This window comes from Halobiforma lacisalsi AJ5 (genome assembly GCF_000226975.2).
Lineage (GTDB): Archaea > Halobacteriota > Halobacteria > Halobacteriales > Natrialbaceae > Natronobacterium > Natronobacterium lacisalsi.
Genome location: NZ_CP019285.1, coordinates 48,119 through 73,623, shown reverse-complemented (window position 1 = coordinate 73,623; position 25,505 = coordinate 48,119). Strand labels below are relative to the sequence as shown.

The following is a 25,505-nucleotide window of genomic DNA, read 5'->3' as shown; positions in this document are numbered from 1 at the left end:
CGGATACGCGACCCCATATAAAAGTGTGAACTGTTTGCCGCCGGGGGTTCCGGCCGAGGACCGCTATCCACGAACGGTGAGCCGACGATGGGAACATCAGACGACGAGCAACCGATCGAAGAGGACGCCGTCGGCGTCGATCCCGCGGTCTGGGAGGAGACTGCCGACGACCTCCTCGAGGAGAGTCCGTACGATACGGACCTCGGCAAGGAGATGAGCAGGGACGCCGTGCGGGTCAGCGCGGGTCGCATGTCGGAAGCGGAGTTCCACGAGAAATATCACGACGCCGTCCTCGAGGAGTTCGGCGTCGACGACCGGCCGCTCGAGGGGGGTGACGACGATGAGTAAGCAGGAAGAGCGGACTGAATCAGGAGTGAGCAGACGGTCCGTATTGCTTTCGGCTGGAGCAGCCGCCGGGGTGCTGGGGATCGGTGGCAACCGGTACCTGCAGTCGCTCCAGCAGGGAGACAGCTCACACGCCGTAGAGCAGTTTCTCGACGAGAACAGGGTCATCAGCAGTTACTGTTCGCCGAACTGTCGGGGCCACTGTCCGCTCGACGTCCACGTTCGGGACGGGCAGATCAGGAAAGTCGAACCGCAGGTCCCAGATAGAGAGGAGTTCAGGCGGGCCTGTACGCTGGGTCAGTCCCATCTCGAGCGGACGTACAATCCGAACCGGTTGAAGTATCCGATGGTGCGAAGCGACTGGTCGCCGGAGGAGCCGAACCCCGAAGGGCGCGGCCCGGACGCCGACTTCGAACAGGTGTCCTGGGACGAGGCGCTCGATTACGTCGCCGACGGAATGGAACGGATCCGCGAGGAGTACGCTCCGGAGAGCGTCTACTTCGAACTCGGATCCGGCGGGAGCGGGATCAACGGGACCGTGTTTTCCCGTCTCGCCAATCTGTTCGGCGGCACGATGATGTCGTGGTCGATCGACATCAACCTCGGCTTGGGCTTCCGTCGTATCACCGGGGCCGGCTACTTCAATACGCCGACGAACATGCGGACCGACCTCAAGAACGCAAACACGGTCGTCATCTGGGGCGGAAACGTCTTCAGGAGCCGGCTGAACCCGGACGCCCGCTTCCTCCTCGATGCGATCGAAAACGGCGCGAAGGTCGTCGTGATCGATCCGGTTTACAATCAGACGGCGGCCAAGGCCGATCTGTGGCTGCCAGTGAAACCGGGGAAAGACGTCTACCTCGCGCTGGCAATGATCCACACCGTTCTCGAGGAGGAACTCGCCGACGAAGCGTTCCTGCGGGAACGGACGCTTGCGCCGGCGCTGGTTCGAGAGGATACTGGAGAACTCCTCAAAACGAGTGACGTGTTCGATGACGGCGACGACGAAACACCCGTCGCCCTCGACGAGGAGACCGGCGAGCCGGTTCCGCTCGAGCCCGAAACCCACGGAGAATACGCGCTCTTCGGAGAGTACGAGGTCGACGGATACGACGTGGCGACCGGACTGTCGGAGATCGAGGCCGTCGCGGCCGAGTACGCACCCGGGGCGATCGAAGACACGGCAGGAGTCAAGGCCGAGAACGTCCGGCGGACGGCTCGCTGGCTCGCCACTCGCGGACCTGGGGGAATAATGACCGGCCTCGGCATCGACCGGTATAAATACGGCCACATCTTCGGCCAGGCGTACGCAATCCTGCTGGCGCTGACCGGAGACTACGGCCGTAGCGGCTCGATCACCGGCGGCCGGTTCGCTGGCTCCGGCTACAACAGCGATTACGGCACAGTCGAAGGTAGCTCAGGGGTTCGCAGTCTCCAGCAGAAGGGGATCCTCTCGGCGATGGAGGGCGACGACGAGCATCCGATCAAGATGATGTACGCACAGTCGTCGAACTTCGTCGCCAACCAGATGCCGGACCGAACGCGGTGGCTCGAGGCGCTCGAGAACCTCGATCTGGTTGCAGTCGCCGACATCCACCATACGCCGACGGTTCAGCACGCCGACATCGTCTTGCCGGCATCCCACTGGACGGAGCGGGAGGACATCACCAGCGCCGGCGAACACCCCCACGTCATGTACCGCGAACCGGCCCACGAACCGCTGTGGGATTCGAAGAGCGACCACTGGATGCTCACGCGAATCGCGGAACGGTTGGGATACGGCGAGCACTTCGAGCGGGATCGGACGGAACTGCTGCGGACGATACTCGAGGCGGAGGATCGCTTCACCTTCGAGGAACTCCGCGAGAAAGGGACGGTCCACGTCGAGACGGACGAAGTCGTCTTCACCGACGAGTTCAACACGTCGACCGGCCGTCTCGAGATTTACGACGAGGACGCCCCCTCGGAAAAGGGCGTCTCGCTCGAGGTCCCGAAACCGGTCGAAGGCCTGTCCGCAGATGATCACGAACAGGCCGATGAGTATCCGCTGATGTTCATGCAGGGCCATAGCCGCTGGCGGATCCACTCGCAGTGGGCCGGCAATCCGACCCTGCGGGAACTCAACCCCGAACCCGAACTCGACATCAACCCGAAGGATGCCAGGGAACGTGGCATCTCTGACGGGGACTACGTCCGGGTCTACAACGACCGCGGGGAGATGGTCGTGAAAGCGAAGTACAACGACGCCTACCGGCCGGGAATGGTCAATACCGACCAGGGATGGTGGGCCGACGACTACGTCGCGGGCCACCACAACAACCTCACTCACACGGAGGTCAGCGAGACGATCGAGAACTTCGCCTTCTACGACACGCGCGTCGAGGTCGAACCCGTCTCGGCGGACGTGGATACGAGCCAGTACGACGATCCGGAATCGCCGGACTGGCTCGAGGAACTCCCGACTGGGGGTGATGCACAATGACGAACTACGGAATGGTAATCGATCAGGAGCGGTGTATCGGCTGTCACGCCTGTGCCGTGGCCTGCAAGAACGAGAACAACGTCTCGCTCGGCAACGCCTGGAACCGGATCCTCACCGTCGGCGGCGAGGGGATGGACACGCCGGAAGGCGAATACCCCGAAGAGGGCGGCGACGGCACGCTCTCGATGGAGTACCAGCCGACGGCCTGTCAGCACTGCCAGAACGCACCCTGCGTGAAGGTGTGCCCGGTCAACGCGACCTACAAGCGCGACGACGGCATCGTGGCGATCGACTACGACAAGTGCATGGGCTGTCGGTACTGTATGAGCGCTTGCCCGTACAACGCACGGGTATTCAACTACGACGAGCCGCAGTCGCCGGCTCCGGACGGGACGGGCAACGTCGAGCAGCGCGAACGGGGCGTCGTCGAGAAGTGTACGTTCTGTAGTCACCGGCTCGACGAGGGGCTCGATCCGGCCTGTACGATCGCGTGTCCCTCGAGCGCCCGGATCTTCGGCGACCTCGACGACCCCGACAGCACGGTCTCGCGGTACGTCCGGAAGTACGAATCGAAACAACTCCTCGAGGATCTCGAGACGGATCCGAACACCTACTACATCAGCGGGGAGATGACACCCGGCCGAAACCACCTGGGGAACGAGATGGAGAGCGAACTCGAGGATCCACCGGACCGGCGTGGGGAGATTACCTACGAGCCGCCGGGCGGAACCGAACAGAGGGAAGTCGGCAATCCTGACGGTGTCGCAACCGACGGAGGTGAGAGCGAATGAGCACCCAACGGGATTCCGGTGTCGTCGTCCCGCAGTTCGGTACCCGTGGCAAGGCGTGGCTCGCCGTTCTCGGCGTCCTCATCGTCGCCGGCCTCGCCGCCTGGGGCTACCAGCTTAGCCGTGGCCTCGCCGTCACCGGCATGGACAACGTCTTCTCTTGGGGGCTGTACATCATGCTGTTCGTCTTCTTCATCGGCCTCTCGGCCGGCGGCCTGATCATCTCGAGTGCGCCGAAGTTCTTCCACTCGAAGCGCTACGACAGCCTGGCCGCACTGGGCGTGTTGGTGAGCCTGGGCTGTATCGTCGTCGCCGGGCTGTTGATCCTGCCGGACCTGGGGAAGCCGAGTCGCGTCACCGGGTTCCTGACGTCGCCGGACTTCCGGTCGCCGATGGTCTGGGACTTCGGGATCGTGCTCCTCTATGGGCTGTTCAACGTGGGCTACCTCTGGCTGTTGACCCGGCGCGACCTCGCGAAGATGGGGTCGCAACTGGCGTTCGGCGTCGAGGATACTCCCGCAGGCCGCGAGCGCGACCGAAAGCTCGCCTTCTGGGCGGCCGCCGTCGCGATGCCGCTGGCGATCGCGTTGCACTCGGTGACGGGCTGGATCTTCGCGACCCAGATCGGCCGCGGCGACTGGTTCAACCCGCTGGTCGCGCCGATGTTCATCATGAAGGCGCTGGTGTCTGGACTGGCGCTGTTGCTGGTGACGGCGATCGTCGTCGACCGAGTCACGCGGTTCCGGATGCCTCGCGAACTGGTGCCGGAACTCGGGAAGGTGCTCGGCATCTTCGTCGCAGTCCACGTCGTCTACCTGGTGGCTGCCGAGCGGCTGCCCCACGCGTGGGCCGCGAACTTCGAGTTCTGGTCGATCACGAGCGCCTTTTTGGTCGGCGACACGGTCCACTTCTGGCTGTGGACGGTCGTCGGCGGCGCGGTGCCGATCGCCCTGCTTGCGGTGCCGTCCTGGCGGCGGAAGGTGGGCGTCGTCTTCGCGGCCAGCGTCGCGGCGATCGTGGGCATCCTCTTCGAGGGGGTGTACCTGATCTTCACGGGCTACCGTGACCTGAACATCGACGCCTCCCCCGGTGTTACGACCGGTACTGACTACACGGGCATCGGCTCCGACGTCTGGGCGACGGTCGGCAGCTACACGCCGACGCTGATCGAGTTGCTGGTGACGCTCGGCATCGTCGCTGTCGGTGCGCTGATCGTCACGCTCGGCCTGCGGTTCCTGCCCGTCCAGCCCGGCGGCCGCAAGCCCATGCCCGCCGCGCGAGACGAGGCGAGCGACCCCGACGCGGAAACACCGCCAGACGCGGCCGTCGCGGACGGCGGCTACGTCGCCGACGGAACGGACGGTGATCGCCGATGAGTGGCGTGCGTTCCGAACGGGCGGAAACGGAACCCGCGGCCGCGGAACTGGCCACCGGCTACGCGATGCTGGCCCGCTGCTGGCGGCAACCGACCGCTGACGTGGTCGACGCGGTGACGACCGAACTGCTCGAGGAGGTCGATCCAGCGGTCACGGAAGCCAACATCGAACGCCTCCGGACGGAACACGCACGACTGTTCGTCGGGCCCGGCGACCCGCCGTGTCCGCCCTACGAGAGCGTCTACCGCGACGACGGCGACGTGCTCGGGCCGACGACCCGCGCGGCCGTCGAGTGGTACCGGGCCTACGACCTCGGTCTCGACCCCGACTGGCCCGACCTGCCCGATCACATCGCGACCGAACTCGAGTTCGCCGCGCACCTGCTCGAGCGCGGGGAGGTCGACGCCTGTGAGCAGTTCCTCGACGAACACCTCCGGCAGTGGACCGGGGAGTTCCTCGAGGCTGTCAGAGCGGAGACGCGTGAGCCCTACTACGAGGCACTGGCGACGGCGACCGAGGCCGCGATCAGCGCGGAGCAGCGCTGATCCCACCCGTCGTCGGACGGGACCGCCCCTCGTCGATGGGGAGTCAAGGTCGGGCGGAGGCGAACTGCCGACAAAAATTACCATATGGAATATTTTGTCGGCACTTCCCAAATGATTGATCGCTAACATCGGGATTACAGTTACAGATTAACGGTCATTCCTGCTGCATAGGAGAGAGACGCGAAGCCTTATGGCGGGACTGCCGACTGTGCGATATGACGAGTAACGTGCGCGAAACGCAGCCTGCCGTCTCCGACGAAAGACAACGAGACCTTCGTGCGGAACTTCAGTTCGATCTCAGCGAGACCGGGTGTCCGATCGCCCACCACGACGAGGAAGCCCTCCTGGATCACCACGTGCACGGGGACACCTGCTACGTCGTCTCGTGTTGCGAGGACGACGACGGTGTCACCCAACTCGAGACCGACCTCTCGTCCCGCGAGCGGTGTGTTTGTTCGACGTTTCACCGGCACAGGTGCGTCCCCCACTTCAGTTCGGTCGACGACGGACGCGTCGTCGTGACGACGTTCCCCGCAGATCGGGAGACCCTCCGGGAACTGATCGCCGACCTCCGCGAGGTGGTCGGTCGCGTATCGCTGCGACGGCTGACGCGGTCGAACTCCCCGGAGTTTACCGACGTACGGACCGCCGACCTCTCGCTGCTGACCGCCCGCGAGGAGGAAGTACTCAGCGTCGCGATCGCTGCCGGCTACTACGACGAACCACGAACCATCGAGTTCGAGGCGCTCGCCGATCGCCTCGAGATGTCGAAGTCCGCGCTCTCACAGCGCCTGCGGTCCGCGGAGTCGAAGCTACTGATCGATCTGCTCGAGGAGTGAGCGCGCTGGGGAACCGAACGCGGTCACAGCCCCTCGAGCGAGCGGAGTTTCTGTTCGATGGCCGGCGGTGCGGCACTGGGACCGTCGCGTACCCGGTGATCGGGGATCAGGATCGGAGCGGGGTTCGCATCCAGTGCCGTCCGGACCTGGATTCGGTCGTCCTCGTCGTCCGAGTCGAGCCCCGGGGTCATCCGCGTCAGCGCCTCGACGCCGACCTGTTCGCCGTAGGGAATCTCGCGAACCTGCTCTAGGACGGCCCGCTGGTCGGTCGGCACGGTCAGTGCCACCTGTACGTCGTCGAACGTCACTTCCTCGAGGCCCTCGAGGTACTCGAAGATCCGATCGAGAACGGGCTGGTCCCCCTCCGCGGGTTCGGTGGCCTGCTCGTCGGGTTTCTCGGGGAACGAGACGCTCAGGACGCGCCCGCTGGCGGCGCCGAGTTGGACGTAACGGTCGAGATACGACGATTCCCGCGCGTAGATGCCGGCGTCGGTAACGTCCTCCATGCGCCGGGATACGGGGGACGGGCATGAATATTCGCCGGTCCCGCCGGCCGTTGGAACCGAGGATGCGCAAGGCTTTTGTACATATGAGTACGTCGATGTACAATAATGACCTCTAATACGGCGCTCGCTCCCGCGGTGGAGTCGATCCTCGAGGGTGCCCGGGAGCGGCCGGGCGGCGACGAGCGCATCGACGTCGATCCGCGCTCGCTGCCCGCAGCGCTCGAGCGCGCGGAGGCCGACGGGCGCGTCCCCGTCATCGCCGAAGTGAAGCCGACGAGCCCGACCGCCGAGGGGACTCGTGAGGCCGACCCCGTCGACCTCGCCGAGGCGATGGTCGACGGCGGCGCGGCGGCGATCTCGGTGCTCACTGAACCGTCCCACTTCGGCGGCACCCCCGACGCGCTCCGGCGTGTTCGCGAGGCGGTGGACGTCCCCGTTTTGCGCAAGGACTTCCTCCTTCGGGAAGCACACCTAGACGTCGTCGAGGCCGACCTCGTGTTGGTCATCGCACGGTTCGTCGACGACCTCGAGGGGCTCGTCTCGGCGGCCCGCGAGCGCGGGTTCCAGCCGCTCGTCGAGGTCCACGACCGCGGGGAACTCGAGGCCGCCCTCGAGGCCGGGGCCGAGATCATCGGGGTCAACAACCGGGACCTGGCACGACTGGAGGTCGATCTGGCGACCTTCGAGTCCGTCGCGCCACACGTGCCCGAGGACGTGACGTTGATCGCCGAGAGCGGCATCTCGAGTCCGGCGGACGTTCGCCGGATGCGGGCGGCCGGGGCCGACGCGTTGCTGGTCGGGAGCGCGATCATGGACCACGGCGCGGACGACGAGGTCGACGTCGCCGCGAACACGCGGCGGCTGACGACCGTGGAGCGGCGACCGGAAACGGAGACGGAGACGCAGACGACACACGACGAGAGTGAGAACGCATGAGCACGGGAGATCACGAACGGACGCACGAATCGAGCCGGGAGCGAGAGCGGGAACGGGAACGTAACGCCGACGCCACCTTCGGCGACGACTACGGCGGTCAGTACGTCCCCGAGGCGCTGATGCCCGCCCTACAGGAACTCGAGGACGCCTACGAACGCTACGTGCTCGAGAACGAGAACGGGTTCATGGACGAGTTCCGCGAGCGGATGCGGGACTTCGGTGGGCGACCGACGCCGCTGCAGCGCGCGGATCGATTGAGCGAACGATACGACCGCGAGATCTACCTCAAACGCGAGGATCTGCTTCACGGCGGCGCGCACAAACTGAACAACGCGCTCGGACAGGTCCTGCTGGCGAAGTACATGGGCAAAGAGCGCATCATCGCCGAGACCGGGGCCGGCCAGCACGGCACGGCGACGGCGATGGCCGCGGCCCACCTCGACATGCCCTGTGAGATCTACATGGGGCGAACGGACATCAACCGTCAGCGCCCGAACGTCTACCGGATGCGGATGAACGGTGCGGAGGTCAACCCCGTAACTGCGGGGTCGGGAACCCTGAAGGAGGCGATCAACGAGACGATGCGTGACTGGGCGACCACCGTCGAGCACACCCACTACGTCATCGGCTCGATCGTCGGCCCACACCCGTTCCCGAAACTCGTGCGGGACTTTCAGTCAGTCATCGGCGAGGAGGCACGACGGCAGGTACGGGAGCAAGCGGGACGGCTCCCCGACAGCGTCGTCGCCTGTGCGGGCGGTGGCTCGAACACGATGGGGACGTTCCACGCGTTCGTGCCCGATGAAGACGTGGATCTGGTCGCCGTCGAGGCCGGCGGCTCGAGCCTCGAGATCGACGCCGAGAAGGGACTCGCACCCAACTCCGCGACGCTCTCGACGGGGACCGACGGCGTCCTCCACGGCGCGATGACGAAACTCCTCCAGAGCGAGGACGGCCAGATCGTCGAATCCCACAGCGTCAGTGCGGGCCTGGACTACGCCGGCGTCGGCCCCGAACTCGCGCACCTCGTCGAGACCGGGCGGGTAACGCCGGTCAACGTCGACGACGACGCCGCGCTGAACGGCTTCCACCGGCTGTCGAACCTCGAGGGGATCATCCCGGCACTGGAGTCGAGTCACGCGCTGGGCTATCTCGAGCGCGCGGCGGGGGTCGCCGCGGATACGTCGAGCGGGCGGAGCCCGCGAGACGAGCGCACTGACGAACTCGGCGACCTCGTCGTCGTCAACGTCTCCGGCCGGGGCGACAAGGACCTCGAGACGGTGCTCGAGGAGACCGAGAAGCGCGATCTCGAGGCCGCGCCGGACGTGGAGGTGTTCGATGCATGAGTGACGCAGTACCCGAGAACGAGTACGACAGCGACGTGGAGGCCGCCATCCGGGAGAACCACCCCGCGCTCATCACCTACATCACCGCGGGCGATCCCTCGCTCGAGGACACCAGGGAGTACGTCGAGGCCCTGGATCGCGGCGGCTCGGACCTGATCGAACTCGGGCTTCCGTTCTCGGAGCCGATCGCCGAGGGGCCGACGATCCAGGCGGCGATCAACCGCGCGCTCGCGGCCGGCACGACACCCGAGGGCTTCTTCGAACTGGTCGACGACCTCGAGACGGAGGCGCCGCTGCTGGTGATGACGTACTACAATATGATCCTCCAGTATGGAGGAAGCGAGGCGCCACGCGCCTCGGACGGTCGAGCAGCGAAGCCGCGAGACAAGCCCGACGTTCGTCCCTTCGTCGAGCGTGCGGCCGATGCCGGCCTTTCGGGAATCATCGTCCCCGACCTCCCCGCGGAGGAGGCCGGCCCGTTACGGGACGCCTGCGACGACCACGGCCTCGATCTCGTCTTCATCATCGCGCCGACCACCGAGGGGCAGCGTCTCGACGACATCATGTCGCAGGTCTCGGGCTTCGCCTACGTTCAGGCCCGCCTCGGGACCACCGGCGCGCGGGCGAACGTCTCGTCGGCGACCCACGAGAGCCTCGCGCGCCTCGAGGAGTACGACGTCCCGAAGGCGGTCGGCTTCGGCGTCAGCGAGGGCGACCACGCGGCCGAGATCGTCGAAGCCGGGGCCGACGGCGTCATCGTCGGTAGCGCGCTGGTCGACATCATCGCGGAGCACGGCTCGGATACCGACGCGGCCGCCGAACGGCTCGAGGCCAAGGCCGCCGAGCTCGAGCGCGGCGCGCGTCGGGGCGCGGACTCCCTCACGGTCGATGGGGAAGATGCACCGGAACCAGAACAGCCATAACTACGAGCTTGCTACACTCTCGCAATGACTACCACAGGAACACAGGCACGACTCGAGCGGATCGGTACAGACGGTAACTACGTCATCGTCCCGATGGACCACGGCATCACGATGGGTGCGGTCCAGGGGCTGAAGGACATCGAATCGACGATCGACGGGGTCACCCGCGGCGGGGCCGACGCCGTTCTCACGCAGAAGGGGATCGCCCCCCGCGTCCACGAGAACAAGAACGGACAGGGGTACATCGTCCACCTGAACGGCTCGACGACGATCGGCCCGGACGAGCAGGACAAACGCATGACCGGGACCGTCGAGGAGGCGATCCGGGCCGGTGCCGACGCCGTCTCCTTCCACATCAACGTCGGCTCCGACCACGAGCCCGACCAGATCACCCAGCTCGCGGAGGTCACCGAGGCCGCCGACCGGTTCGGGATCCCCGTGCTGGCGATGGCCTACGCCCGCGGGCCCGGCGTCGATTCGGAGGACGCCGAGGCGCTGGGTCACGCCGTCCGACTCGCCGAGGAACTCGGCGCTGACCTCGTCAAGACCGGCTACAGCGGCGACGCCGAGAGCTTCCAGCACGTCGTCGAGTCGACCCGGTTGCCCGTGGTCATCGCCGGGGGCGCGAAGGGCACGGACCGCGAGACGATCGAGATGGTCCGGGGCGTGATGGACGCCGGCGGTTCCGGCGTCTCGATGGGCCGGTCGATCTTCCAGCACGAGAACCCCGAAGCCATCGCGACGGCCGTCTCCGGCGTCGTCCACGACGACCTCTCGGTCGACGAGGCGCTTCGGGAGGCCGGGCTGGCGCTCGAGGCCTGAGATCGGTTCCGTTTCCGGTTCCGTTCTCGTTTTTCCCGTTTCTCTTTTCCGTCCTGTCGTCCACCCGCCGGAGGTTCGTCACGAACCCGAACGGTCGTTCCGGGACTATTCATCTGCCGGTCCAAACTTCAACCGTCCGGCGGCTGTAGGGAGCGTAGCGTACAACGAGGGTTTCCATGACTGAGGATCACGATCACGATCACGACCACGACTACGACGCGATACCCGACGTCTCGAGCGACGCACCGAGCCCGATCGGGGATATCGACGCTGAGGAACCGATCGACGCAGTGACGTCGGCGGCACTCGGGGACCGGATCCCTCGAGGGGCGAACGCGGCGGCCGCAGCCGGGGGTGGGCTCCTGTTGCTCTCGGCGTTGCGGTCGCTGGGCCGCGGACAGCTCCGGGCCATCCCGAAAGCCGCCGGTGGCGCGGGACTGCTCGCCTACGGACTCGGACGAGCCGGGGAAAGAGAGGAGTCGGAATCGGGGTCGGGAACGTTCGAACCCGACCTCGGCGACGTCGACGACGGCACCGACGGCAAAGAGGTCTCGGATCAGGCTCACGCGGCGGGGACGCGTCCCGACCACGGACGCGGCCCCCGTTCCGAGAGCGACTCCCTGGCGAACGAGGATCCTGACACCGGGACCGACATCGAATTTACCGACGACGAGGGGGCAGAGCCACGTTCGAGGCCGGGCGGCGACGAAGGTCTGGATCCGCGCCGGACCGGGGACGACGAGAGCGTCGAGATCGACGTCTCGGATTCAGCCATGGCCGACGAAGCTTCCGAGGCGACCGGCCCGGACCCGGAGCAGGCACAGCCGGCCCAGACCGACGCGATCGAACCCGAGGAGACGCCCGACGAGGACGCTTCCCACATGAAGGTCGAGCCGGACGACGAGACCGAATCGAACGGAAACGACCGCGAGGAGGCCAGCGAAGACTGGACGGACGGGGACGACGCCGAGGACGAGGACGATGCGGAGGACGCCTGATCGACGCCTCCGCCGGCCGGCCGGGCCGCCGACCCTGCCCGTCTCGAACGGGAAGGGGTCGTGACCGACGACCGACACACTCGTTTTGCCGGTCTCCGGCGGTCGACACTCCGTCCGGGAACTTTACACGCGGTATTCTTTCCCGTCGCCGAACGACGCGAGTAGTTTCGAAATCCCGCCGCGGATGCCGTGAGCCGCGGTTATCCCGGCCGCTGAGGGGGTCCGAGACACTTATTCGCGTCGGTGACACTCTCCTCGAGCGCGGAAAACTCTCATTTCCGTGATAGCCGTACGGTGGCACGAACCGCGTCAACTGCTGGCACTGGCGCGTCGGCGAAAGACATGAGCGAGACACCACAGCGCGACCGGGAACGACCGAGCATCGACCCCGAGTACGACCATCGCCGCGAGGAGGGTGTCGACGAGCGCCGCCTCGAGGAGTTGCTGTCGGAGTACGCGCTCGGCCGGGACGACCACGAGAACGCGCCTGCGTTCGTGATCCGGCCCGACGACGTCCAGGAGGTGTTGACGCTGTTGCGCGAGGAGGCCGGCTTCGACCATCTGTCGTGTATCACGCCCCAGGAGTACGACGACCGCTACGAGTCGCTGTTGCACCTGACGAAGTACGACCGGCGCAGCCACGAGGTGACGCTGGTCGTCCAGTTGCCCACGGACGATCCGGTCTGTGGGAGCGCCGAACCGGTCTTCCGGACCGCGGACTGGCACGAGCGCGAGGCCTACGACCTCGTCGGCATCGAGTACGAGGGCCACCCGGATCTGCGGCGCATCCTGCTCCCGGAGTCCTGGCAGGGCCACCCGCTCTCGCTGGGATACGACCAACAGAAGCCCCAGATCATCCGGTACGCCGAACACCGGAACCCGCTGGAGGAGGATCACCGGGAATCGGGCGGAGAGTCGGACACGATGTTACTCAACATCGGTCCTCACCATCCCGCGACCCACGGCGTGCTCCACCTCAAGACGATCCTCGACGGCGAAACCGTCGCGGACGTCGATCCCGACATCGGATATCTGCATCGGTGTGAAGAGCAGATGTGCCAGCAGGGGACCTACCGGCACCAGATCATCCCCTACTCCAACCGCTGGGACTACACCGCGAACCTGCCCAACGAGTGGGCCGTCGCCCGCGCGATCGAGGACATCGCCGACATCGAGGTCCCCGAGTACGCACAGGTCCTGCGGACGATGGCCACCGAGTTCGGCCGGATGCTCGGGCACTTCCTCGCGCTCGGCACCTTCGCGCTGGACGTCTACGGCGAGTTCACCGCCATCTTCCAGTACGCCTTCCGCGACCGCGAGGTCGTCCAGGACATCCTCGAGGACCTGACGGGCCAGCGGATGATGTTCTACTACTTCCGGCTGGGCGGCGTCTGCTGGGACCTGCCCGAACCCCGCGAAGAGTTCGTCGAGAAGTGCCGGGACTTCCTCGACGAGTTGCCCGCGAAGATCAACGAGTACCACGACCTCATCGTCACGAACGAAATCTTCCGCGTCAGGACGGTTAACACCGGCATCTTGGAGCCCGAGGTGGCCAAGGACTACGGCTGTACGGGCCCCGTCGCCCGCGGCTCCGGCGTCGACTACGACGTTCGGCGGGACGATCCCTACGGCTACTACGAGCACCTCGACTGGGACGTCGTCACCCGGGACGGCTGTGACAATCACGCGCGAGTACTCTGTCGGATGGAGGAGGTCGAGGAATCGGCCAAGATCATCCAGCAGTGTCTCGACCTGCTCGAGGACTGGCCCGAGGACGAGCGAACCGTCCAGAGCAACGTGCCACGAACCCTCAAACCGGACGCGGACCTCGAGACCTACCGCGCGGTCGAGTCGGCGAAGGGCGAACTCGGGATCTACGTCCGGTCGGACGGCACGAACTCCCCGGCCCGGTTCAAGATCCGCAGTCCCTGCTTCCACAACCTCTCGGCGCTGCCGGAGATGGCCGAAGGCGAGTACGTACCGGACCTGATCGCCTCGCTGGGAAGCCTGGACATCGTGCTCGGGAGCGTCGACCGCTGATCCCCAGTTGCCTACGCGTCACTCTCCTCGAGGTACTCGAGACAGCGATCGCGCGCGACCAGGATGTGCTCGGCCGTCTCGCCCGACGCCTCCGTGGCCAGCCCGTCGAGTTTCTCCGCGATCTCGGCGATCCGGTCGTCCTTCGGTCCGGGCTCGGACTGGGTGAGGTGGCCGTCCTGCTCCTCGAACACGCCCGCTGTCAGCGACTCGAGTTGCGACTTCACCGTTCGGTCGGCGCCGTCGGTCGCCCGCTGGAGGCGTTCCCGGACGCGTTTGAGGTGTTCCTGGGGGTCGCGTTCGTACGCGGTGGCGTTTCCGTTTCACACTCGCGATCGTCGCCGTCGTCGGCCATACCGGCCGTACGCCGTCGACAGTGGTAGGCGTCCGGCCTGCCGGTGATGGTCCGCCGTCCCGCGTGACGGGGCGGATCGACAACCGTAAATACGCCACACCGGAGGCTCCGTACGAATGCCGATCGATCGATTGCGACTGTCCCTCGCGGCGGTACGCTCCCGGTGGCGGTCATTAGAGCGGGACTGGCGAAGCGTCGCCGTCGGCGCCGCGATCGTCACCGCGACCGTCGCGCTCGACCTTCAGATTCCCTGGTGAGCGTGAGACGCATGTCGCTTCGTCGCCTCCTCCCTGGATTCGCCGTCCTCGGACTCCTCGCGCTCGTCGCCCGGGCCGTCGGGATACTCACCGGCGTCAATCACCTCTTAATCGCCATCGGCGCGGGATTCCTGCTGACGAACGCGGTCGGCGTCCCCGAACAGCTCGCGCCCGGCATCGCGACCCACAAGCTCTGGCTCGGCGCCGGGATCGTCCTGATGGGCGCGTCGCTGACCCTCGAGCAGATCCTCGAGGTCGGCGGGGTCGTCCTCCTGGTAGTGGTCGGGGTGACGGCCACGACGCTGGTCGCGGTCGAACTCCTCTCGCGGACCGTCGCCGGAGCCGACCTCTCCGAACGGCTGGGCTCGCTGCTCGCTGCCGGCAGCAGCATCTGCGGCGTCTCGGCGATCGTCGCGGTCGCCGGCGCGATCCGCGCCAGGGAGAGCGAGATCGCGTACGCTGCGGCGACGATCCTGCTGTTCGATGCGATCACCGTGGTCGCCTACCCGATCGTCGGCGACCTGCTCGGGCTCTCCGACGTCGTCTTCGGCGTCTGGGCCGGCGTCAGCATGTTCTCGACGGGACCCGTGGTCGCGGTCGGATTTGCCCACTCCGAGGCGGCCGGCCAGTGGGCGACGATGACCAAACTCGCCCGCAACGCCCTCATCGGGCTCGTGGTCGTCGGCTACGCGAGCTACTACGCTCGAGCGGACGCCGACGGAGCCACGGCCGGCTTCTCCCCGCGGCTCCTCTGGGACGAGTTCCCGAAGTTCGTCCTCGGGTTCCTCGCGCTCGTCGCCCTCTCGAGTGCGGGCGTCTTCTCGCCCGCCCAGCAGGCCTCGATCGAGAACGCCTACAACTGGCTGTTCGTCCTCGCGTTCGTCGGCCTCGGGACGGAGATCGAACTCACCGAACTCCGGAGCACCGGCCTGACTCCCGTCCTCGTCGTCCTCGCGGCGCTCGTGCTCGCGAGCGCGCTCTCGCTCGCGGTGTTGGCCGCGCTGTTCTGAGGACCCGTCCTGTCACCGTCGCGTGCAAATTTTGTAACCGCCCTCGAGCCGTTGTCATCGTGACCCTCGGCGCCTCCGCTCGCGTCCCCCATCCCGTCGCACCCTCGTTCGTCGCGTACCGGCGTGTGCTCGCCGAGTGCGGTAGGCGCAGTGGGATCGAGACGGCGCCCGTTCCCGAGGGCATGGTCGGTCCCGGTTTCCACCCTCGGAGAGTCTTGCCCCTTTCGGGTTGAACGCCAAATAATTGCAGCGGGAGGAGATGATACAAGGATATCGCCAGTAGTGTGGGACAGTTCATGGACAGGAACTGTTCGCGTCGTTCCGTGCTTCGTCTCGCAGGCGTCGGTTCTCTTGCTTCGCTGGCGGGCTGTACCGGTTCGCTGGGCGGCGGCGGTACCACCGTCCGCATCTCCGGCGGCGTCGGGCCGCTGCCGATGGTCGAGGTCTGGGCGGACCTGTACGAGGACCGCTCGGACGCCTCGTTCGACATCTCCGGCGGCGGCACCGGCGTCGGCGTCTCCGACGTCCTCAACGGCCAGGTCGACATCGCGATGATGGGTCGGGAACCCGAACCCGAGGAGATCGACCAGGGCCTGTTCGCCGTCCCTATGCTCATCGACACCGTCGTCGCTACGGTCAACGTCGACAACCCCGTCCTCGAGGAGCTACAGGAAGACGGCCTGACCCGCGAGCAACTCGAGGCGGTCTTCACCAAGGAGATCACCAACTGGGGCGACCTGGTCGACGCGGACGTCGACGAGGAAATCACCGTCTACGGCCGTTCTGATGCCTCGGCCGCGTACAAGCAGTGGGGCGACTTCCTCGCCGGCGAGGACGGCGCGTACACCGAGTCGGAACTCGAGGAGCTGGCCGACGCCAACCACAACGGCGACCAGCCGGTCGCCGAGGCCGTCGGCAGCAACGAGAACGCCATCTCGCTGAACAACATCAACTACGTCTACGACCTCTCGAGCGGCGAACTCGAGGGGAACATCCGGCCCGTCCCGCTGGACCGGGACGGCGAGGGGCTCTCCGAGGACGAGGACTTCTACGAGACTCGCGACGAGTTCCTCGCCGCCGTCGAGGCGGGCGAGTACCCGGCCCCGCCGGCCCGCGAGATGTTCCTCGCCTCGAACGGCCCGTTCGAGGACGAGGCCTACGACTTCGTCGAGTGGGTCCTCACCGACGGTCAGGCATACGTCAGGGAGAACGGCTACGTGCCGCTCGAGGACGCGCGGCTCGAGGAGGCACAGGAGAACCTGGCCGAGGGGCCGTGAGCCCAGCGATGACGGGTTCGACCGAAACGGAATCGACGGCCGACGGCTCGAGCCGCCTGGGTCGACGGCTGCTCGCCGAGCGACTGAGCGGCTACTGGTTCGGCGGCGCCGGCTACTTCGCGGTCGCGCTGTTCGCCCTGATCGTCCTGACGCTGCTGTACCAGTCGCTGCCGTTGCTCGCCGAGTACTCGGTCGTCCAGGCGCTGACCTCGTCGAACTGGGATCCCGCGCAGAACGAGTTCGGGTTCCTGCCGGCGATCGTCGGCACGCTCTACGTCACGCTGCTTTCGATGGCGATGGGAACGCCGATCGCGATCCTCGCGGCGATCTACATCGCCGAGTACGCTGAAGGGCGAACCAAGACGCTCGTCTCGTCGTTCATCGACGTGCTCGCGGCGATCCCGAGCGTCATCTTCGGACTCGTCGCCCTGATCGTCGTCGTCCCGCTGGTGGGCGACTACATCGCGCCCGCGGTCGGCTCGGACGCGACCGGGCTCGGCATCTTCACGGTCAGTCTCGTGATGGCCATCGTCGTCACCCCCTTCATGATCTCGCTGGCCGTCGAGTCCCTCGAGGCGCTGCCGGACGAACTCCGGGAGTCGTCGCTGGGCGTCGGCGCGACGAAGTGGGAGACGATCCGTTCGGTCCTGTTGCGTGCCGCGGGGCCGGGGATCTTCTCGGCGGTTCTGCTCGGCTTCGGACGCGTCTTCGGTGCGACGATCGTGCCGGCGATGTTGATCGGCGGCCAGACCCAGCTTCCCGAGTCGCCGTTCGCGACGGGTCAGACGCTCCCGACGCTGATCGTCAACGACTTCGGCGAACTGATGAGCCTGCCGCTGACCCAGTCGGCGCTGATCTTCGTCGGACTGCTGCTCGTGGTCGTCGTCTGGCTGTTCAACTTCGGCGCGATGCTCGTCCGTCGCCGGCTCCGACGGAGGTGGCAGTACTGATGGACCTGGATCGATACGCCAGACAGCGCCTGTTCGGCTGGCTCGTCCGCGGCGCGGCCGCGCTCGTCGTCGCCGTGATGGTCATGGTCGTCGCCGTGACGATCTACCGGGGCGGTCGGGTGTTCATCACCGACCCCGCGATCGCGGTCACGCCGCCGGGGTCGCGGTACATGCTCGAGGCCGAGGGCGGCTTCTTCCACGCCGTGTTGGGAAGCGTCTTCATCGTCGGTCCGGCGACGGTCGTCTCGGCGATCCTGGCCGTTTCGACGGCGATCTACCTCCAGAGCGACTACTCGAGCGAGCAGTTCTCCGAGACGGTGAACATGTTCCTCAACGTGCTCTGGGGGACGCCGCCGATCGTCTACGGCGTGTTCGTGCTGACGGTGATCATCGCCGTCGGCGCCCAGACGAGCCTGTTCTTCGGGATCGTCGCCATCGCAATCTTCCAGTATCCGATCATGACGCGGTACACCGACGAGGCGCTGCGCGCTGCGCCCGACACCGTCCGCGAGGCGACCTACGGGCTCGGAGCGACGCGGTTCGAGACCTCGCTGATCACCGTTCGTGCCGCACTGCCGGGCATCGTCGCGGGGATCGTCATGGGCTTCGCCCGCGGCATCGGCGACGCAGCCACCGTGTTGTTCACCGCCGGCCGGAGCACGAACATGCCCGCCGGCCCGTTCGAACCGGCGACGACGCTGCCCGTGTTGATCTTCGACCAGGCGATGTCGTTCAACGCCGAGGTCCGGTCCCACGCCTACGCGGCGGCGTTCGTCCTCATCGTCGCCGTGCTGGGCCTGATCCTGGCGTCGAAACTGCTGGCCGGCCGCTACGCTCGATTCGCACCGGGAGGGAGACACTCGTAACGATACCGATGACGATGACATCACCCACGACGAACGCGACGCTCACTACCGACAACCTCGCCGTAACGTACACTGGAAACCGCGAAGTCGAGGCCGTCAAAGGCGTCAGCCTCGAGTTTTCCCCGAACAGGCTGACGGCCATCATCGGCCCGTCGGGCTGTGGGAAGTCGACGCTGTTGAAGTCGCTCAACCGTCTCCACGAGATCCAGCCGAACGTCGAGATAGACGGCGACGTCCGACTGAACGGGGAATCGATCTACGATGCCGACGAACCGGTCCCGGAGATCCGCAAGCGGATCGGCTACGTGCCCCAGGAGCCGACGCCGCTGCCGCTGTCGATCTACGAGAACGTCGCCTACGGCCTGCGGATCCACGGCGACTACGAGTCGAAGGCGGATCTCGACGAGCGCGTCGAGCGATACCTGCGGAAGGTCAACCTCTGGGAGGAAGTCGAGGACCGACTCGATGCACCGGGGGCGGAGCTCTCGACGGGCCAGATCCAGCGGCTCTGTCTCGCGCGCTCGCTGGCCGTCGATCCCGAAGTCCTGCTGTGTGACGAAGTCACCTCGGCGCTGGACCCCGTCTCCGCGGAGACCGTCGAGGAGACGCTGGCAGACCTGAAAGAAGAGTATACGATCGTCATGGTCACCCACAGTATGGACCAGGCACGGCGACTCGCCGACGACGTGGTCTTCCTCTACCTCGGCGAGGTCGTCGAAGCTAACGACGTGGACACGTTCTTCGAGAACCCGCACCACGAACGGACCCGGGCGTTCGTCGACGGTTCCGGCCTCCCGACGACGGGATCGGTCGACGGGGACGCGAACGGCGACGTCGACGGAAACGAACGAACCGCGACCACGGAAACCGAACCCGGCGAACCGGCCGTCGCGGAGCGGTAACCCAACTGGGTTCGTGACTCTCGGCGCTTCACCCGAACTCGAGGTGCCGAGTCAGGGTGCCGCCCACTCGAGACCGGACCCGGGGACCGGCGACGCGGTCGCGTCGGGCAGTGGGCTCACCAGCGGCAGTCGAGCGGATCCCGTACCGGCCAGCACTGGACGGACGCGATCGGCTTTCACTCTCTCGGACCGCGACCCGCGGAACTTACTTTACGGTGAACCGCCACACCCCAGGTATGTCCGACGGTGCACACGAGAAGGGGACGTTCGACGAATACGGGGGCCGACACGTTCCGGAACCGCTCGAGGAACCCCTCGAGCGACTGGCGACCGCCTACGACGACGTGGCGACCACCGAGGCGTTTCAGGCCGAGTTCCGGGACCACCTCGAGGAGTTCGCCGGCCGGCCGACGCCGCTGTACTACGCGGCCAACCTGAGCGACCGCTACGGGGCCGACATCTACCTCAAGCGTGAGGACCTCCTCCACGGCGGCGCACACAAGATCAACAACGTCCTCGGTCAGGCGCTGCTCGCCGAGCGGACGGGCCGGGACCGGCTGATCGCCGAGACCGGGGCCGGACAGCACGGCGTCGCGACCGCGATGGCCGGCGCGCTATTCGACCTCGAGACGGAGATCTACATGGGGAAGAAGGACGTGCAGCGCCAGGAGATGAACGTCTTCCGGATGCGCCTGATGGGCGCGGAGGTCAACGAGGTCACGCGCGGCGACGAGGGGCTGGCCGACGCCGTCGACGCCGCACTCGAGGACTTCGCGGAGAACGTCGAGAACACTCACTATCTGGTGGGCAGCGTCGTCGGCCCGGACCCGTTCCCGCGGATGGTCCGTGATTTCCAGTCGGTCATCGGCGAGGAAGCCCGCGAGCAGTTCCTCGAGCGGACCGGCGGCCTCCCGGACGCCGCGGTCGCCTGCGTCGGCGGCGGCTCGAACGCCATCGGCCTGTTCCACGCGTTCCGGGACGATCCCGTCGAGTTCTACGGCGCAGAGGGCGGCGGCGAAGGCTCGGACTCGAGCAAGCACGCCGCGCCCCTGGCCAGCGGCACGGACGACGTCATCCACGGGATGAAAACGCGCGTGATCGACGACGAGGTCGACGTCCACTCCGTCTCGGCCGGGCTGGACTACCCCGGCGTCGGCCCCGAACACGCCATGTTCCGCGCGGTCGGCCGCTGTGAGTACACCGGGATCACCGACGAGGCGGCGCTGGCCGCGTTCCGGGAACTCAGCGAGACCGAGGGGATCATCCCGGCCCTCGAGTCCAGCCACGCCGTCGCGCGGGCGATCCAGCTCGCGGAGGAGGGCGACCACGAGACGATTCTCGTCAACCTCTCGGGGCGTGGCGACAAGGACATGGAGACCGCGGCCGCGAAGTTCGACCTCTAACGCTTACGACGTCGGCGGCCGACGGCTATGGGCGGCCGTCATCGGTGTCGATCGCCGTCCGAACCACGGCGGCGAGCCGATCCGCCTCGTCCTCGCGGAGTTGATCCCGCGCGAGCGCCAGCGAGACGCCGTCGTCCTCGAACCGCGGCAGCAGGTGGACGTGTGCGTGGTCGACGCTCCCGACGAGCGGCCCGCTCGTGTGGAAGACGCTGAACCCCTCGGGCTCGAGGGCCTCCTCGAGTCCGGCGGCGACGATCCGGACCGTCCGGAAGACGCCGGACGCGTCGCCCGTCGTCAGCACTTCACCCTCGTGGGCGCGGGGAACGATCAGGCTGTGGCCGGTTACGGCGGGGTGGTCGTCGAGGAACGCGATCGTCGTCTCGTCTTCGTAGAGGACGTTCGCCGCCCGATCGCCGGCGACGATCTCGCAGAACTCGCAGTCGCGGTCGATGCTGTCGTCACCCATACTCAAGACATCTCACGGATCGACATATAAGTACCTCTACGTGTACGGCCCCGGAACGATTCGGATTCGACGTTCGGTTCCTGCCCGGTGATCAGAGCAGGCCGTTCGACTCCTGCAGCGACCGATAGATCGCCAGGTACCGGTCCCGAACGACGTCCCGGTCGTAGTCGGCGAACCGTTCGTCGAACTCGCGGCGCTCGAGATCGCCGGCCTCGAGGATGGCGTCGGCCAGTTCCTCCTCGCTGGTGGTCCGGAACCCACGGTCCCACCCCTCCACGAGTTCGTGGGCGCTCGAGTCGACGTGGTACTCGATGATCCCGACGCAGCCGGCCGCGAGCGCCCGCAGCATCTCCGTCGGGAAGACGCAGTGTTCGGCCGTCTGGGCGAAGACGTGGGCACCGCGATAGGCGGCGATCCGCTCCTCGAGCGAACACTCCCCGGCGAACGTGATCCGGTCGTCGATCCGGAGGTCGCTCGCCAGTTGCTCGTACTCCTCGCGTCGGGGGCCGTCGCCGACGACCGTCGCCGTCCACTCCCGGTCCCGGAGTTCGGCCAGACCGAGCAGGAGGCTCTCGAGGTTCGCCCCCTCGTCGAGTCGCCGTGCGTAGATCACGTCGACCGCGTCGCCCGCCGGGGTGTCCCGGATGCGGTCGACGTCGATCGGGTTCGGGACGATCTCGATGTCGTCGCCGTCGACACCCCGTTCCCGGGCCCAGGTCGCGACGAGTTCCGATGGGACGACGAGCCGATCGGCCCGCCGCGTCACCCAGTCGGTCCACCCGTCGCTCGCGGGCGCGTCGTCGCCGTACCACTCGAGGAGGACGGGCGCGCGGGCCAGGGTCGCGCCCCAACTCGCGGCGAGCACCTGGCTCGGCGGCCGCTCGCTCGCGTGGACGACGTCGGGGCCAAGGGAGGCGAGGGCGACCGGGAGCCGCGCGACGAACGAGTGCCGGGCGTCGACGTCCGCCGCGAGCCCGTGATAGGTTACGTCGTCGCGCTCGAACGTCCGGCCGTCGCCGTCCCAGAACCGTGCGCAGAAGACGTGGACGTCGTGGCCGGCGTCCCGAAGCAACTCGAGGACCGTCTGCAGTCGCCAGTTCGTCTCGGTATCGCGGTGGTGAACCGTTTCCAGCGAGACGACGGCGACGCGCATATGCCGCGGCACGTAGCGACGGGATAAAAAGTCACTTCTTTCGTGCAATGAGTCATTACGGCTCGTCGCCGCTTCGCCCCGTTTTCGTCTTCGGCCGTGACGGCTACAGCGGCGCTGTCCGCCGTATTGGCGGGGTCTCGGAACAGATCCGAGTCGACTTCGGGCGCTACGAAGCTCCCTACGCGGTCTACCGCTTTGCGAAAAACCGGGATCGACCGCGAGTTATCCGGTCGACGTCGATTCCTCGATTTCCTCCATCACGTCCTCGACGGTCTCCTGTGCTCTCTCGAGTTCCTCGTCGACGATCTCGTCGGCTTCGGGGACGGTCTCGAGTTCGTTGTCGTCGCCGTCCTCCGGGGACTTTTCGGCGTATTTACCTTCTTTTCCGTCCTTCTTATCGCCCTCGCCGTCTTTTTTCTCGCGGTTCTTGTCCTCGTCCGTCTTGTTGGCCTTCTCGGTCTTCTCCTCGGCAGACTCTTTCTCCTCGACTTTCGCCCTCGCCGTCTTTTTTCTCGCGGTTCTTGTCCTCGTCCGTCTTGTTGGCCTTCTCGGTCTTCTCCTCGGCAGGCTCTTTCTCCTCGACTTTCTCCTCGGCAGGCTCTTTCTCCTCGACTTTCTCCTCGGCAGACTCTTTCTTCTCGACTTTCTCCTCGGCAGACTTCTTGACGGGTTCTTTCTCGGTTTTCTTCTCAACCGGTTCTTTCTCGGTTTTCTTCTCAACCGGTTCTTTCTCGGTTTTCTTCTCGACGGGCCCCTTCTTCTCAGCAGCCTCCTTCTCAGCTTTCTCCTCGACAGGTTTCTCGTCGACCGGCCGATCTTCGGCAGTACTTTTCTCTTGATCTTTCCGCTCGCCGACGATCCCTTCGTCTTTCTTCCCCGTCTTACCCTCCTTTCCGTCCTCGACGACTTTCTCGAGCCCCGCGACAGCGTCATCGACGTCCAGTTTCTCGAGCGTGATGACGTACTTCGTGACGTGCTTCAGGTCCGAATCGGCCGACAGCACGAGGAACGAACCGTCGGACTCGACCGCTGCTATCTCGTCTTCGTACGCGTCGATTCCCTCGCTCACTGCGGGCGGTATCTCGACGTCGACGTCGATGTCGACGTTGACGTCGTCGGCTGCACGTTCCGTCTCGCTCCCGTCGTCGTCGACCGCCGTCTCGCACTCGAGTTCGACCTCGGTTCGCTCGAGCGTCGCGTCCTCGCTCTCCGTCGAGAACTCGTACGCCCCGTCCGGCAGGTCGACGAACAGCAGGTAGCCGTCGGCCGGAACGGTAAGCGTCAGCGTGTACGTCGTGCCCGTATCGTCGGTGTCGACGTCGGTCCGAAGCTGGGTCCGTGCCGCTTGCGCATCGGCTTCAGCACCCGCCTCCGAGAACCGTTCGCTCTCGACCTGGATCGAGGTCGCGTCGTCAGCGTTCCCCGTCCAGGCCGTGCTCACGTCTACGGCTTCGGTCGTCGGGTTCTCGAGGAGGAGATAGTTCGTCCCGTCGTCACACCACTCCGTCACCGGGAGGTCGTTTCCGACCTCTTGCTCGGTGGCCTGCGCGGCTCCCCCTGCCGCCACCCCAGCGGTCGCGGCGGTCATGCCCACGATCAGCATCGTCGTCACCAGCAGTAGCGACGGTTTCGGTAGCGCGGGTGTTGGTCCTCCCCGTTTCCTGTGCGATGGCTCTGTGTCTCTCATGATACCGAACGCCGGTACAATTCACAGTCGAGTTTCACTTTGTTATGGTCGGCAGACAGCACACTACCGACAACGATTTTATACAGATAGATCCGGCAGGAATAAAGTTCCAAGAAAGCGCACTCCCAAGTTCGGATTAGACGCGATGAAACGATACGGACCGTCGTTTAGCACCGTTACATGTCGGCGAACGGCCTGGAAATCCGTGATAGAGTCCTCGGCTCGAGGACGCGACCTCGCTTACAGTCACTCGAAGGTCTTGCAGCGAGCGCGAACGATGATCGATGCGATATTACTTCGAGGACAGCACGGACGGAATTTCGACTGGACCGGGAGGTGGGAAAGTTAGTCGTCCTGTTCGGCCTCCTCGAGGACGTCGTCGACGATGGAATCGAGGTCGTCGAAGACGGACTCTATGCCGTCGTCCTCGTCGCCGTCGTCTCCCCCGGTTGATTCGGGCGTCGAATCGGTTTCGTCGACGGTGTTGGCGTCGTTTTCGTTTTCATCTTCGTCTTCGTCCTCGTCCTCTCGCTCGTCTTCGTCCTCAGTATCACTTTCTTCCTGTTCGTCCTCGTCATCGGCTTCGTCCTCGTCCTCTTGCTCGTCTTCGGCTTCGTCTTCGTCCTCGTCCTCGTCATCGGCTTCGTCCCCTCTCTCGTCTTCCTCATCACCGTCCCGTTCGTCGTCGTCCGACGGTGTCTCGGTGTCCTCGCCGTCAGCGTCGGCATCGTCGACGTCATCGTCCGAACTCGAGTCCTCGCCACCTCCGTCGGCGTCCTCGTCGCTCTCTTCGTCGTCACTCTCGGAATCGGGGTCGTCGAAGTCGCTCTCATTCGTCGCGGACGACCCGGCGTCACTGGCCGGGTCGTCTGCGCCGATTTGCTCGACGTCTCCGTCCGTCGACGCGGTCGGATCGGTACTCGCGAACTCGGGTCCGACCACCGCAACCGTCGCGCCGAACGCGACCAGAACGACGACCACCGTCACCAGCACCGTCGCGACGTCGCGCGTTTCCAGGGCTGCGTTGGCGTTTCCCATCGGTCCGGAGTGTGCCCCGGGAGGGCTTTGTTAAGCACAGCAATGGCTCGGCGACCGCCGGAGCCCGTTCGCCACCGACGCGAGTAGCGTCGCCCCACAGCGGAGACCGATCGCCGTCGACGGACGTAGGTCCGGGTTACACTGCCGTATCGGTCGCTATCGGCGAGCGGACGGCGAACGGTCCGAACCGCCGGAACC

Annotated in this window: 24 protein-coding genes and 1 pseudogene; 19 read left to right on the top strand and 6 right to left on the bottom strand. The window is 66.2% G+C overall.

Features of this window, described 5'->3' with window-relative positions; genetic code table 11:
- Positions 1 to 87: 87 nt before the first annotated feature.
- From CHINAEXTREME_RS00290 to CHINAEXTREME_RS00265, 6 genes are all read left to right on the top strand, one after another.
- Positions 88 to 348, top strand: coding sequence for a 4Fe-4S ferredoxin N-terminal domain-containing protein (locus CHINAEXTREME_RS00290; RefSeq protein ID WP_010546512.1), 261 nt, complete (start codon positions 88 to 90; stop codon positions 346 to 348).
- Positions 341 to 2,827 carry a molybdopterin-containing oxidoreductase family protein gene (locus tag CHINAEXTREME_RS00285; protein WP_049918397.1) on the top strand — a complete coding sequence of 829 codons (2,487 nt, stop codon included), beginning with the start codon at positions 341 to 343 and terminating at the stop codon, positions 2,825 to 2,827. Before CHINAEXTREME_RS00290 ends, CHINAEXTREME_RS00285 begins: the two co-directional genes overlap by 8 nt.
- The gene (gene dsrO, locus CHINAEXTREME_RS00280; RefSeq protein ID WP_007140343.1) at positions 2,824 to 3,618 is read left to right on the top strand and encodes a sulfate reduction electron transfer complex DsrMKJOP subunit DsrO; all 795 of its coding nucleotides are present in this window, start codon (positions 2,824 to 2,826) and stop codon (positions 3,616 to 3,618) included. The genes CHINAEXTREME_RS00285 and dsrO overlap by 4 nt, the downstream gene beginning before the upstream one ends.
- Positions 3,615 to 4,991, top strand: a complete 1,377-nt coding sequence (nrfD, locus tag CHINAEXTREME_RS00275; protein WP_076738680.1) for an NrfD/PsrC family molybdoenzyme membrane anchor subunit — start codon at positions 3,615 to 3,617, stop codon at positions 4,989 to 4,991. Before dsrO ends, nrfD begins: the two co-directional genes overlap by 4 nt.
- On the top strand, positions 4,988 to 5,536 hold the full coding sequence (locus CHINAEXTREME_RS00270) for a TorD/DmsD family molecular chaperone (protein WP_076738679.1): 549 nt from the start codon (positions 4,988 to 4,990) through the stop codon (positions 5,534 to 5,536). The genes nrfD and CHINAEXTREME_RS00270 overlap by 4 nt, the downstream gene beginning before the upstream one ends.
- 215 nt (positions 5,537 to 5,751) lie before the next feature.
- Positions 5,752 to 6,375: a helix-turn-helix domain-containing protein gene (locus tag CHINAEXTREME_RS00265; RefSeq protein ID WP_007140346.1), complete on the top strand. Its 624-nt coding sequence runs from the start codon at positions 5,752 to 5,754 to the stop codon at positions 6,373 to 6,375.
- A 23-nt stretch (positions 6,376 to 6,398) separates the two neighbouring features.
- On the opposite strand, the gene CHINAEXTREME_RS00260 is transcribed toward CHINAEXTREME_RS00265, so the two are convergent.
- Positions 6,399 to 6,881 carry an MGMT family protein gene (locus CHINAEXTREME_RS00260; protein WP_007140347.1) on the bottom strand — a complete coding sequence of 161 codons (483 nt, stop codon included), beginning with the start codon at positions 6,879 to 6,881 and terminating at the stop codon, positions 6,399 to 6,401.
- A gap of 105 nt (positions 6,882 to 6,986) precedes the next feature.
- Here CHINAEXTREME_RS00260 and trpC point away from each other — a divergent pair, with 105 nt between their 5' ends.
- The 6 genes from trpC (at position 6,987) to CHINAEXTREME_RS00230 (ending at position 13,946) form a co-directional block, all read left to right on the top strand.
- Complete coding sequence (gene trpC, locus CHINAEXTREME_RS00255) at positions 6,987 to 7,817, top strand: indole-3-glycerol phosphate synthase (RefSeq protein WP_029601484.1); 831 nt, start codon at positions 6,987 to 6,989, stop codon at positions 7,815 to 7,817.
- Positions 7,814 to 9,163, top strand: coding sequence for a tryptophan synthase subunit beta (gene trpB / locus CHINAEXTREME_RS00250; RefSeq protein ID WP_007140349.1), 1,350 nt, complete (start codon positions 7,814 to 7,816; stop codon positions 9,161 to 9,163). Before trpC ends, trpB (CHINAEXTREME_RS00250) begins: the two co-directional genes overlap by 4 nt.
- Positions 9,160 to 10,086 carry a tryptophan synthase subunit alpha gene (gene trpA, locus CHINAEXTREME_RS00245; protein ID WP_007140350.1) on the top strand — a complete coding sequence of 309 codons (927 nt, stop codon included), beginning with the start codon at positions 9,160 to 9,162 and terminating at the stop codon, positions 10,084 to 10,086. The genes trpB (CHINAEXTREME_RS00250) and trpA overlap by 4 nt, the downstream gene beginning before the upstream one ends.
- Positions 10,087 to 10,110: 24 nt before the next feature.
- On the top strand, positions 10,111 to 10,908 hold the full coding sequence (locus tag CHINAEXTREME_RS00240; protein ID WP_007140351.1) for a 2-amino-3,7-dideoxy-D-threo-hept-6-ulosonate synthase: 798 nt from the start codon (positions 10,111 to 10,113) through the stop codon (positions 10,906 to 10,908).
- Between the two features lie 176 nt (positions 10,909 to 11,084).
- On the top strand, positions 11,085 to 11,906 hold the full coding sequence (locus CHINAEXTREME_RS00235) for an ICP22 family protein (protein WP_007140352.1): 822 nt from the start codon (positions 11,085 to 11,087) through the stop codon (positions 11,904 to 11,906).
- A 342-nt stretch (positions 11,907 to 12,248) separates the two neighbouring features.
- On the top strand, positions 12,249 to 13,946 hold the full coding sequence (locus tag CHINAEXTREME_RS00230; RefSeq protein ID WP_007140353.1) for an NADH-quinone oxidoreductase subunit D: 1,698 nt from the start codon (positions 12,249 to 12,251) through the stop codon (positions 13,944 to 13,946).
- 11 nt (positions 13,947 to 13,957) lie between these two features.
- On the opposite strand, the pseudogene CHINAEXTREME_RS00225 reads toward CHINAEXTREME_RS00230, so the two are convergent.
- Positions 13,958 to 14,173, bottom strand: a pseudogene (locus CHINAEXTREME_RS00225) (DUF7553 family protein); the annotation flags it as partial.
- A gap of 241 nt (positions 14,174 to 14,414) precedes the next feature.
- On the opposite strand from CHINAEXTREME_RS00225, the gene CHINAEXTREME_RS21705 reads away from it, so the two are divergent.
- From CHINAEXTREME_RS21705 to trpB (CHINAEXTREME_RS00195), 7 genes are all read left to right on the top strand, one after another.
- Positions 14,415 to 14,555 carry a hypothetical protein gene (locus tag CHINAEXTREME_RS21705; protein WP_007140355.1) on the top strand — a complete coding sequence of 47 codons (141 nt, stop codon included), beginning with the start codon at positions 14,415 to 14,417 and terminating at the stop codon, positions 14,553 to 14,555.
- Between the two features lie 11 nt (positions 14,556 to 14,566).
- Entirely contained in the window at positions 14,567 to 15,565 is a 999-nt protein-coding gene (locus CHINAEXTREME_RS00220; protein ID WP_007140356.1) for a YeiH family protein, read from the top strand.
- A gap of 296 nt (positions 15,566 to 15,861) precedes the next feature.
- The gene (locus CHINAEXTREME_RS00215) at positions 15,862 to 16,842 is read left to right on the top strand and encodes a PstS family phosphate ABC transporter substrate-binding protein (protein WP_007140357.1); all 981 of its coding nucleotides are present in this window, start codon (positions 15,862 to 15,864) and stop codon (positions 16,840 to 16,842) included.
- An 8-nt stretch (positions 16,843 to 16,850) separates the two neighbouring features.
- Positions 16,851 to 17,792 carry a phosphate ABC transporter permease subunit PstC gene (gene pstC, locus CHINAEXTREME_RS00210; protein WP_007140358.1) on the top strand — a complete coding sequence of 314 codons (942 nt, stop codon included), beginning with the start codon at positions 16,851 to 16,853 and terminating at the stop codon, positions 17,790 to 17,792.
- Between the two features lie 5 nt (positions 17,793 to 17,797).
- Positions 17,798 to 18,658: a PstA family ABC transporter permease gene (locus tag CHINAEXTREME_RS00205; RefSeq protein WP_029601485.1), complete on the top strand. Its 861-nt coding sequence runs from the start codon at positions 17,798 to 17,800 to the stop codon at positions 18,656 to 18,658.
- An 8-nt stretch (positions 18,659 to 18,666) separates the two neighbouring features.
- Entirely contained in the window at positions 18,667 to 19,560 is an 894-nt protein-coding gene (locus CHINAEXTREME_RS00200) for a phosphate ABC transporter ATP-binding protein (RefSeq protein WP_007140360.1), read from the top strand.
- 236 nt (positions 19,561 to 19,796) lie between these two features.
- Entirely contained in the window at positions 19,797 to 20,963 is a 1,167-nt protein-coding gene (gene trpB / locus CHINAEXTREME_RS00195; protein WP_010546517.1) for a tryptophan synthase subunit beta, read from the top strand.
- Positions 20,964 to 20,988: 25 nt separating this feature from the next.
- Here the strand turns inward: trpB (CHINAEXTREME_RS00195) and CHINAEXTREME_RS00190 are convergent, their stop codons facing one another.
- From CHINAEXTREME_RS00190 to CHINAEXTREME_RS00175, 4 genes are all read right to left on the bottom strand, one after another.
- Positions 20,989 to 21,429, bottom strand: a complete 441-nt coding sequence (locus tag CHINAEXTREME_RS00190) for an HIT family protein (RefSeq protein ID WP_007140364.1) — start codon at positions 21,427 to 21,429, stop codon at positions 20,989 to 20,991.
- Between the two features lie 91 nt (positions 21,430 to 21,520).
- Complete coding sequence (locus CHINAEXTREME_RS00185) at positions 21,521 to 22,582, bottom strand: glycosyltransferase family 4 protein (protein ID WP_007140365.1); 1,062 nt, start codon at positions 22,580 to 22,582, stop codon at positions 21,521 to 21,523.
- Between the two features lie 394 nt (positions 22,583 to 22,976).
- Positions 22,977 to 24,185, bottom strand: coding sequence for an AAA family ATPase (locus CHINAEXTREME_RS00180; RefSeq protein WP_156875532.1), 1,209 nt, complete (start codon positions 24,183 to 24,185; stop codon positions 22,977 to 22,979).
- Positions 24,186 to 24,614: 429 nt separating this feature from the next.
- Positions 24,615 to 25,307: a hypothetical protein gene (locus CHINAEXTREME_RS00175; protein ID WP_007140367.1), complete on the bottom strand. Its 693-nt coding sequence runs from the start codon at positions 25,305 to 25,307 to the stop codon at positions 24,615 to 24,617.
- Positions 25,308 to 25,505: the final 198 nt, after the last annotated feature.

What these genes read in the sequence shown, in the direction of transcription:
- CHINAEXTREME_RS00290 (WP_010546512.1), top strand. Translation starts at nt 88, where the DNA reads ATGGGAACATCAGACGACGAGCAACCGATCGAAGAGGACGCCGTCGGC.
- CHINAEXTREME_RS00285 (WP_049918397.1), top strand. Translation starts at nt 341, where the DNA reads ATGAGTAAGCAGGAAGAGCGGACTGAATCAGGAGTGAGCAGACGGTCC.
- dsrO (WP_007140343.1), top strand. Translation starts at nt 2,824, where the DNA reads ATGACGAACTACGGAATGGTAATCGATCAGGAGCGGTGTATCGGCTGT.
- nrfD (WP_076738680.1), top strand. Translation starts at nt 3,615, where the DNA reads ATGAGCACCCAACGGGATTCCGGTGTCGTCGTCCCGCAGTTCGGTACC.
- CHINAEXTREME_RS00270 (WP_076738679.1), top strand. Translation starts at nt 4,988, where the DNA reads ATGAGTGGCGTGCGTTCCGAACGGGCGGAAACGGAACCCGCGGCCGCG.
- CHINAEXTREME_RS00265 (WP_007140346.1), top strand. Translation starts at nt 5,752, where the DNA reads ATGACGAGTAACGTGCGCGAAACGCAGCCTGCCGTCTCCGACGAAAGA.
- CHINAEXTREME_RS00260 (WP_007140347.1), bottom strand. Translation starts at nt 6,881, where the DNA reads ATGGAGGACGTTACCGACGCCGGCATCTACGCGCGGGAATCGTCGTAT.
- trpC (WP_029601484.1), top strand. Translation starts at nt 6,987, where the DNA reads ATGACCTCTAATACGGCGCTCGCTCCCGCGGTGGAGTCGATCCTCGAG.
- trpB (WP_007140349.1), top strand. Translation starts at nt 7,814, where the DNA reads ATGAGCACGGGAGATCACGAACGGACGCACGAATCGAGCCGGGAGCGA.
- trpA (WP_007140350.1), top strand. Translation starts at nt 9,160, where the DNA reads ATGAGTGACGCAGTACCCGAGAACGAGTACGACAGCGACGTGGAGGCC.
- CHINAEXTREME_RS00240 (WP_007140351.1), top strand. Translation starts at nt 10,111, where the DNA reads ATGACTACCACAGGAACACAGGCACGACTCGAGCGGATCGGTACAGAC.
- CHINAEXTREME_RS00235 (WP_007140352.1), top strand. Translation starts at nt 11,085, where the DNA reads ATGACTGAGGATCACGATCACGATCACGACCACGACTACGACGCGATA.
- CHINAEXTREME_RS00230 (WP_007140353.1), top strand. Translation starts at nt 12,249, where the DNA reads ATGAGCGAGACACCACAGCGCGACCGGGAACGACCGAGCATCGACCCC.
- CHINAEXTREME_RS21705 (WP_007140355.1), top strand. Translation starts at nt 14,415, where the DNA reads ATGCCGATCGATCGATTGCGACTGTCCCTCGCGGCGGTACGCTCCCGG.
- CHINAEXTREME_RS00220 (WP_007140356.1), top strand. Translation starts at nt 14,567, where the DNA reads ATGTCGCTTCGTCGCCTCCTCCCTGGATTCGCCGTCCTCGGACTCCTC.
- CHINAEXTREME_RS00215 (WP_007140357.1), top strand. Translation starts at nt 15,862, where the DNA reads ATGGACAGGAACTGTTCGCGTCGTTCCGTGCTTCGTCTCGCAGGCGTC.
- pstC (WP_007140358.1), top strand. Translation starts at nt 16,851, where the DNA reads ATGACGGGTTCGACCGAAACGGAATCGACGGCCGACGGCTCGAGCCGC.
- CHINAEXTREME_RS00200 (WP_007140360.1), top strand. Translation starts at nt 18,667, where the DNA reads ATGACGATGACATCACCCACGACGAACGCGACGCTCACTACCGACAAC.
- trpB (WP_010546517.1), top strand. Translation starts at nt 19,797, where the DNA reads ATGTCCGACGGTGCACACGAGAAGGGGACGTTCGACGAATACGGGGGC.
- CHINAEXTREME_RS00190 (WP_007140364.1), bottom strand. Translation starts at nt 21,429, where the DNA reads ATGGGTGACGACAGCATCGACCGCGACTGCGAGTTCTGCGAGATCGTC.
- CHINAEXTREME_RS00185 (WP_007140365.1), bottom strand. Translation starts at nt 22,582, where the DNA reads ATGCGCGTCGCCGTCGTCTCGCTGGAAACGGTTCACCACCGCGATACC.
- CHINAEXTREME_RS00180 (WP_156875532.1), bottom strand. Translation starts at nt 24,185, where the DNA reads ATGCTGATCGTGGGCATGACCGCCGCGACCGCTGGGGTGGCGGCAGGG.
- CHINAEXTREME_RS00175 (WP_007140367.1), bottom strand. Translation starts at nt 25,307, where the DNA reads ATGGGAAACGCCAACGCAGCCCTGGAAACGCGCGACGTCGCGACGGTG.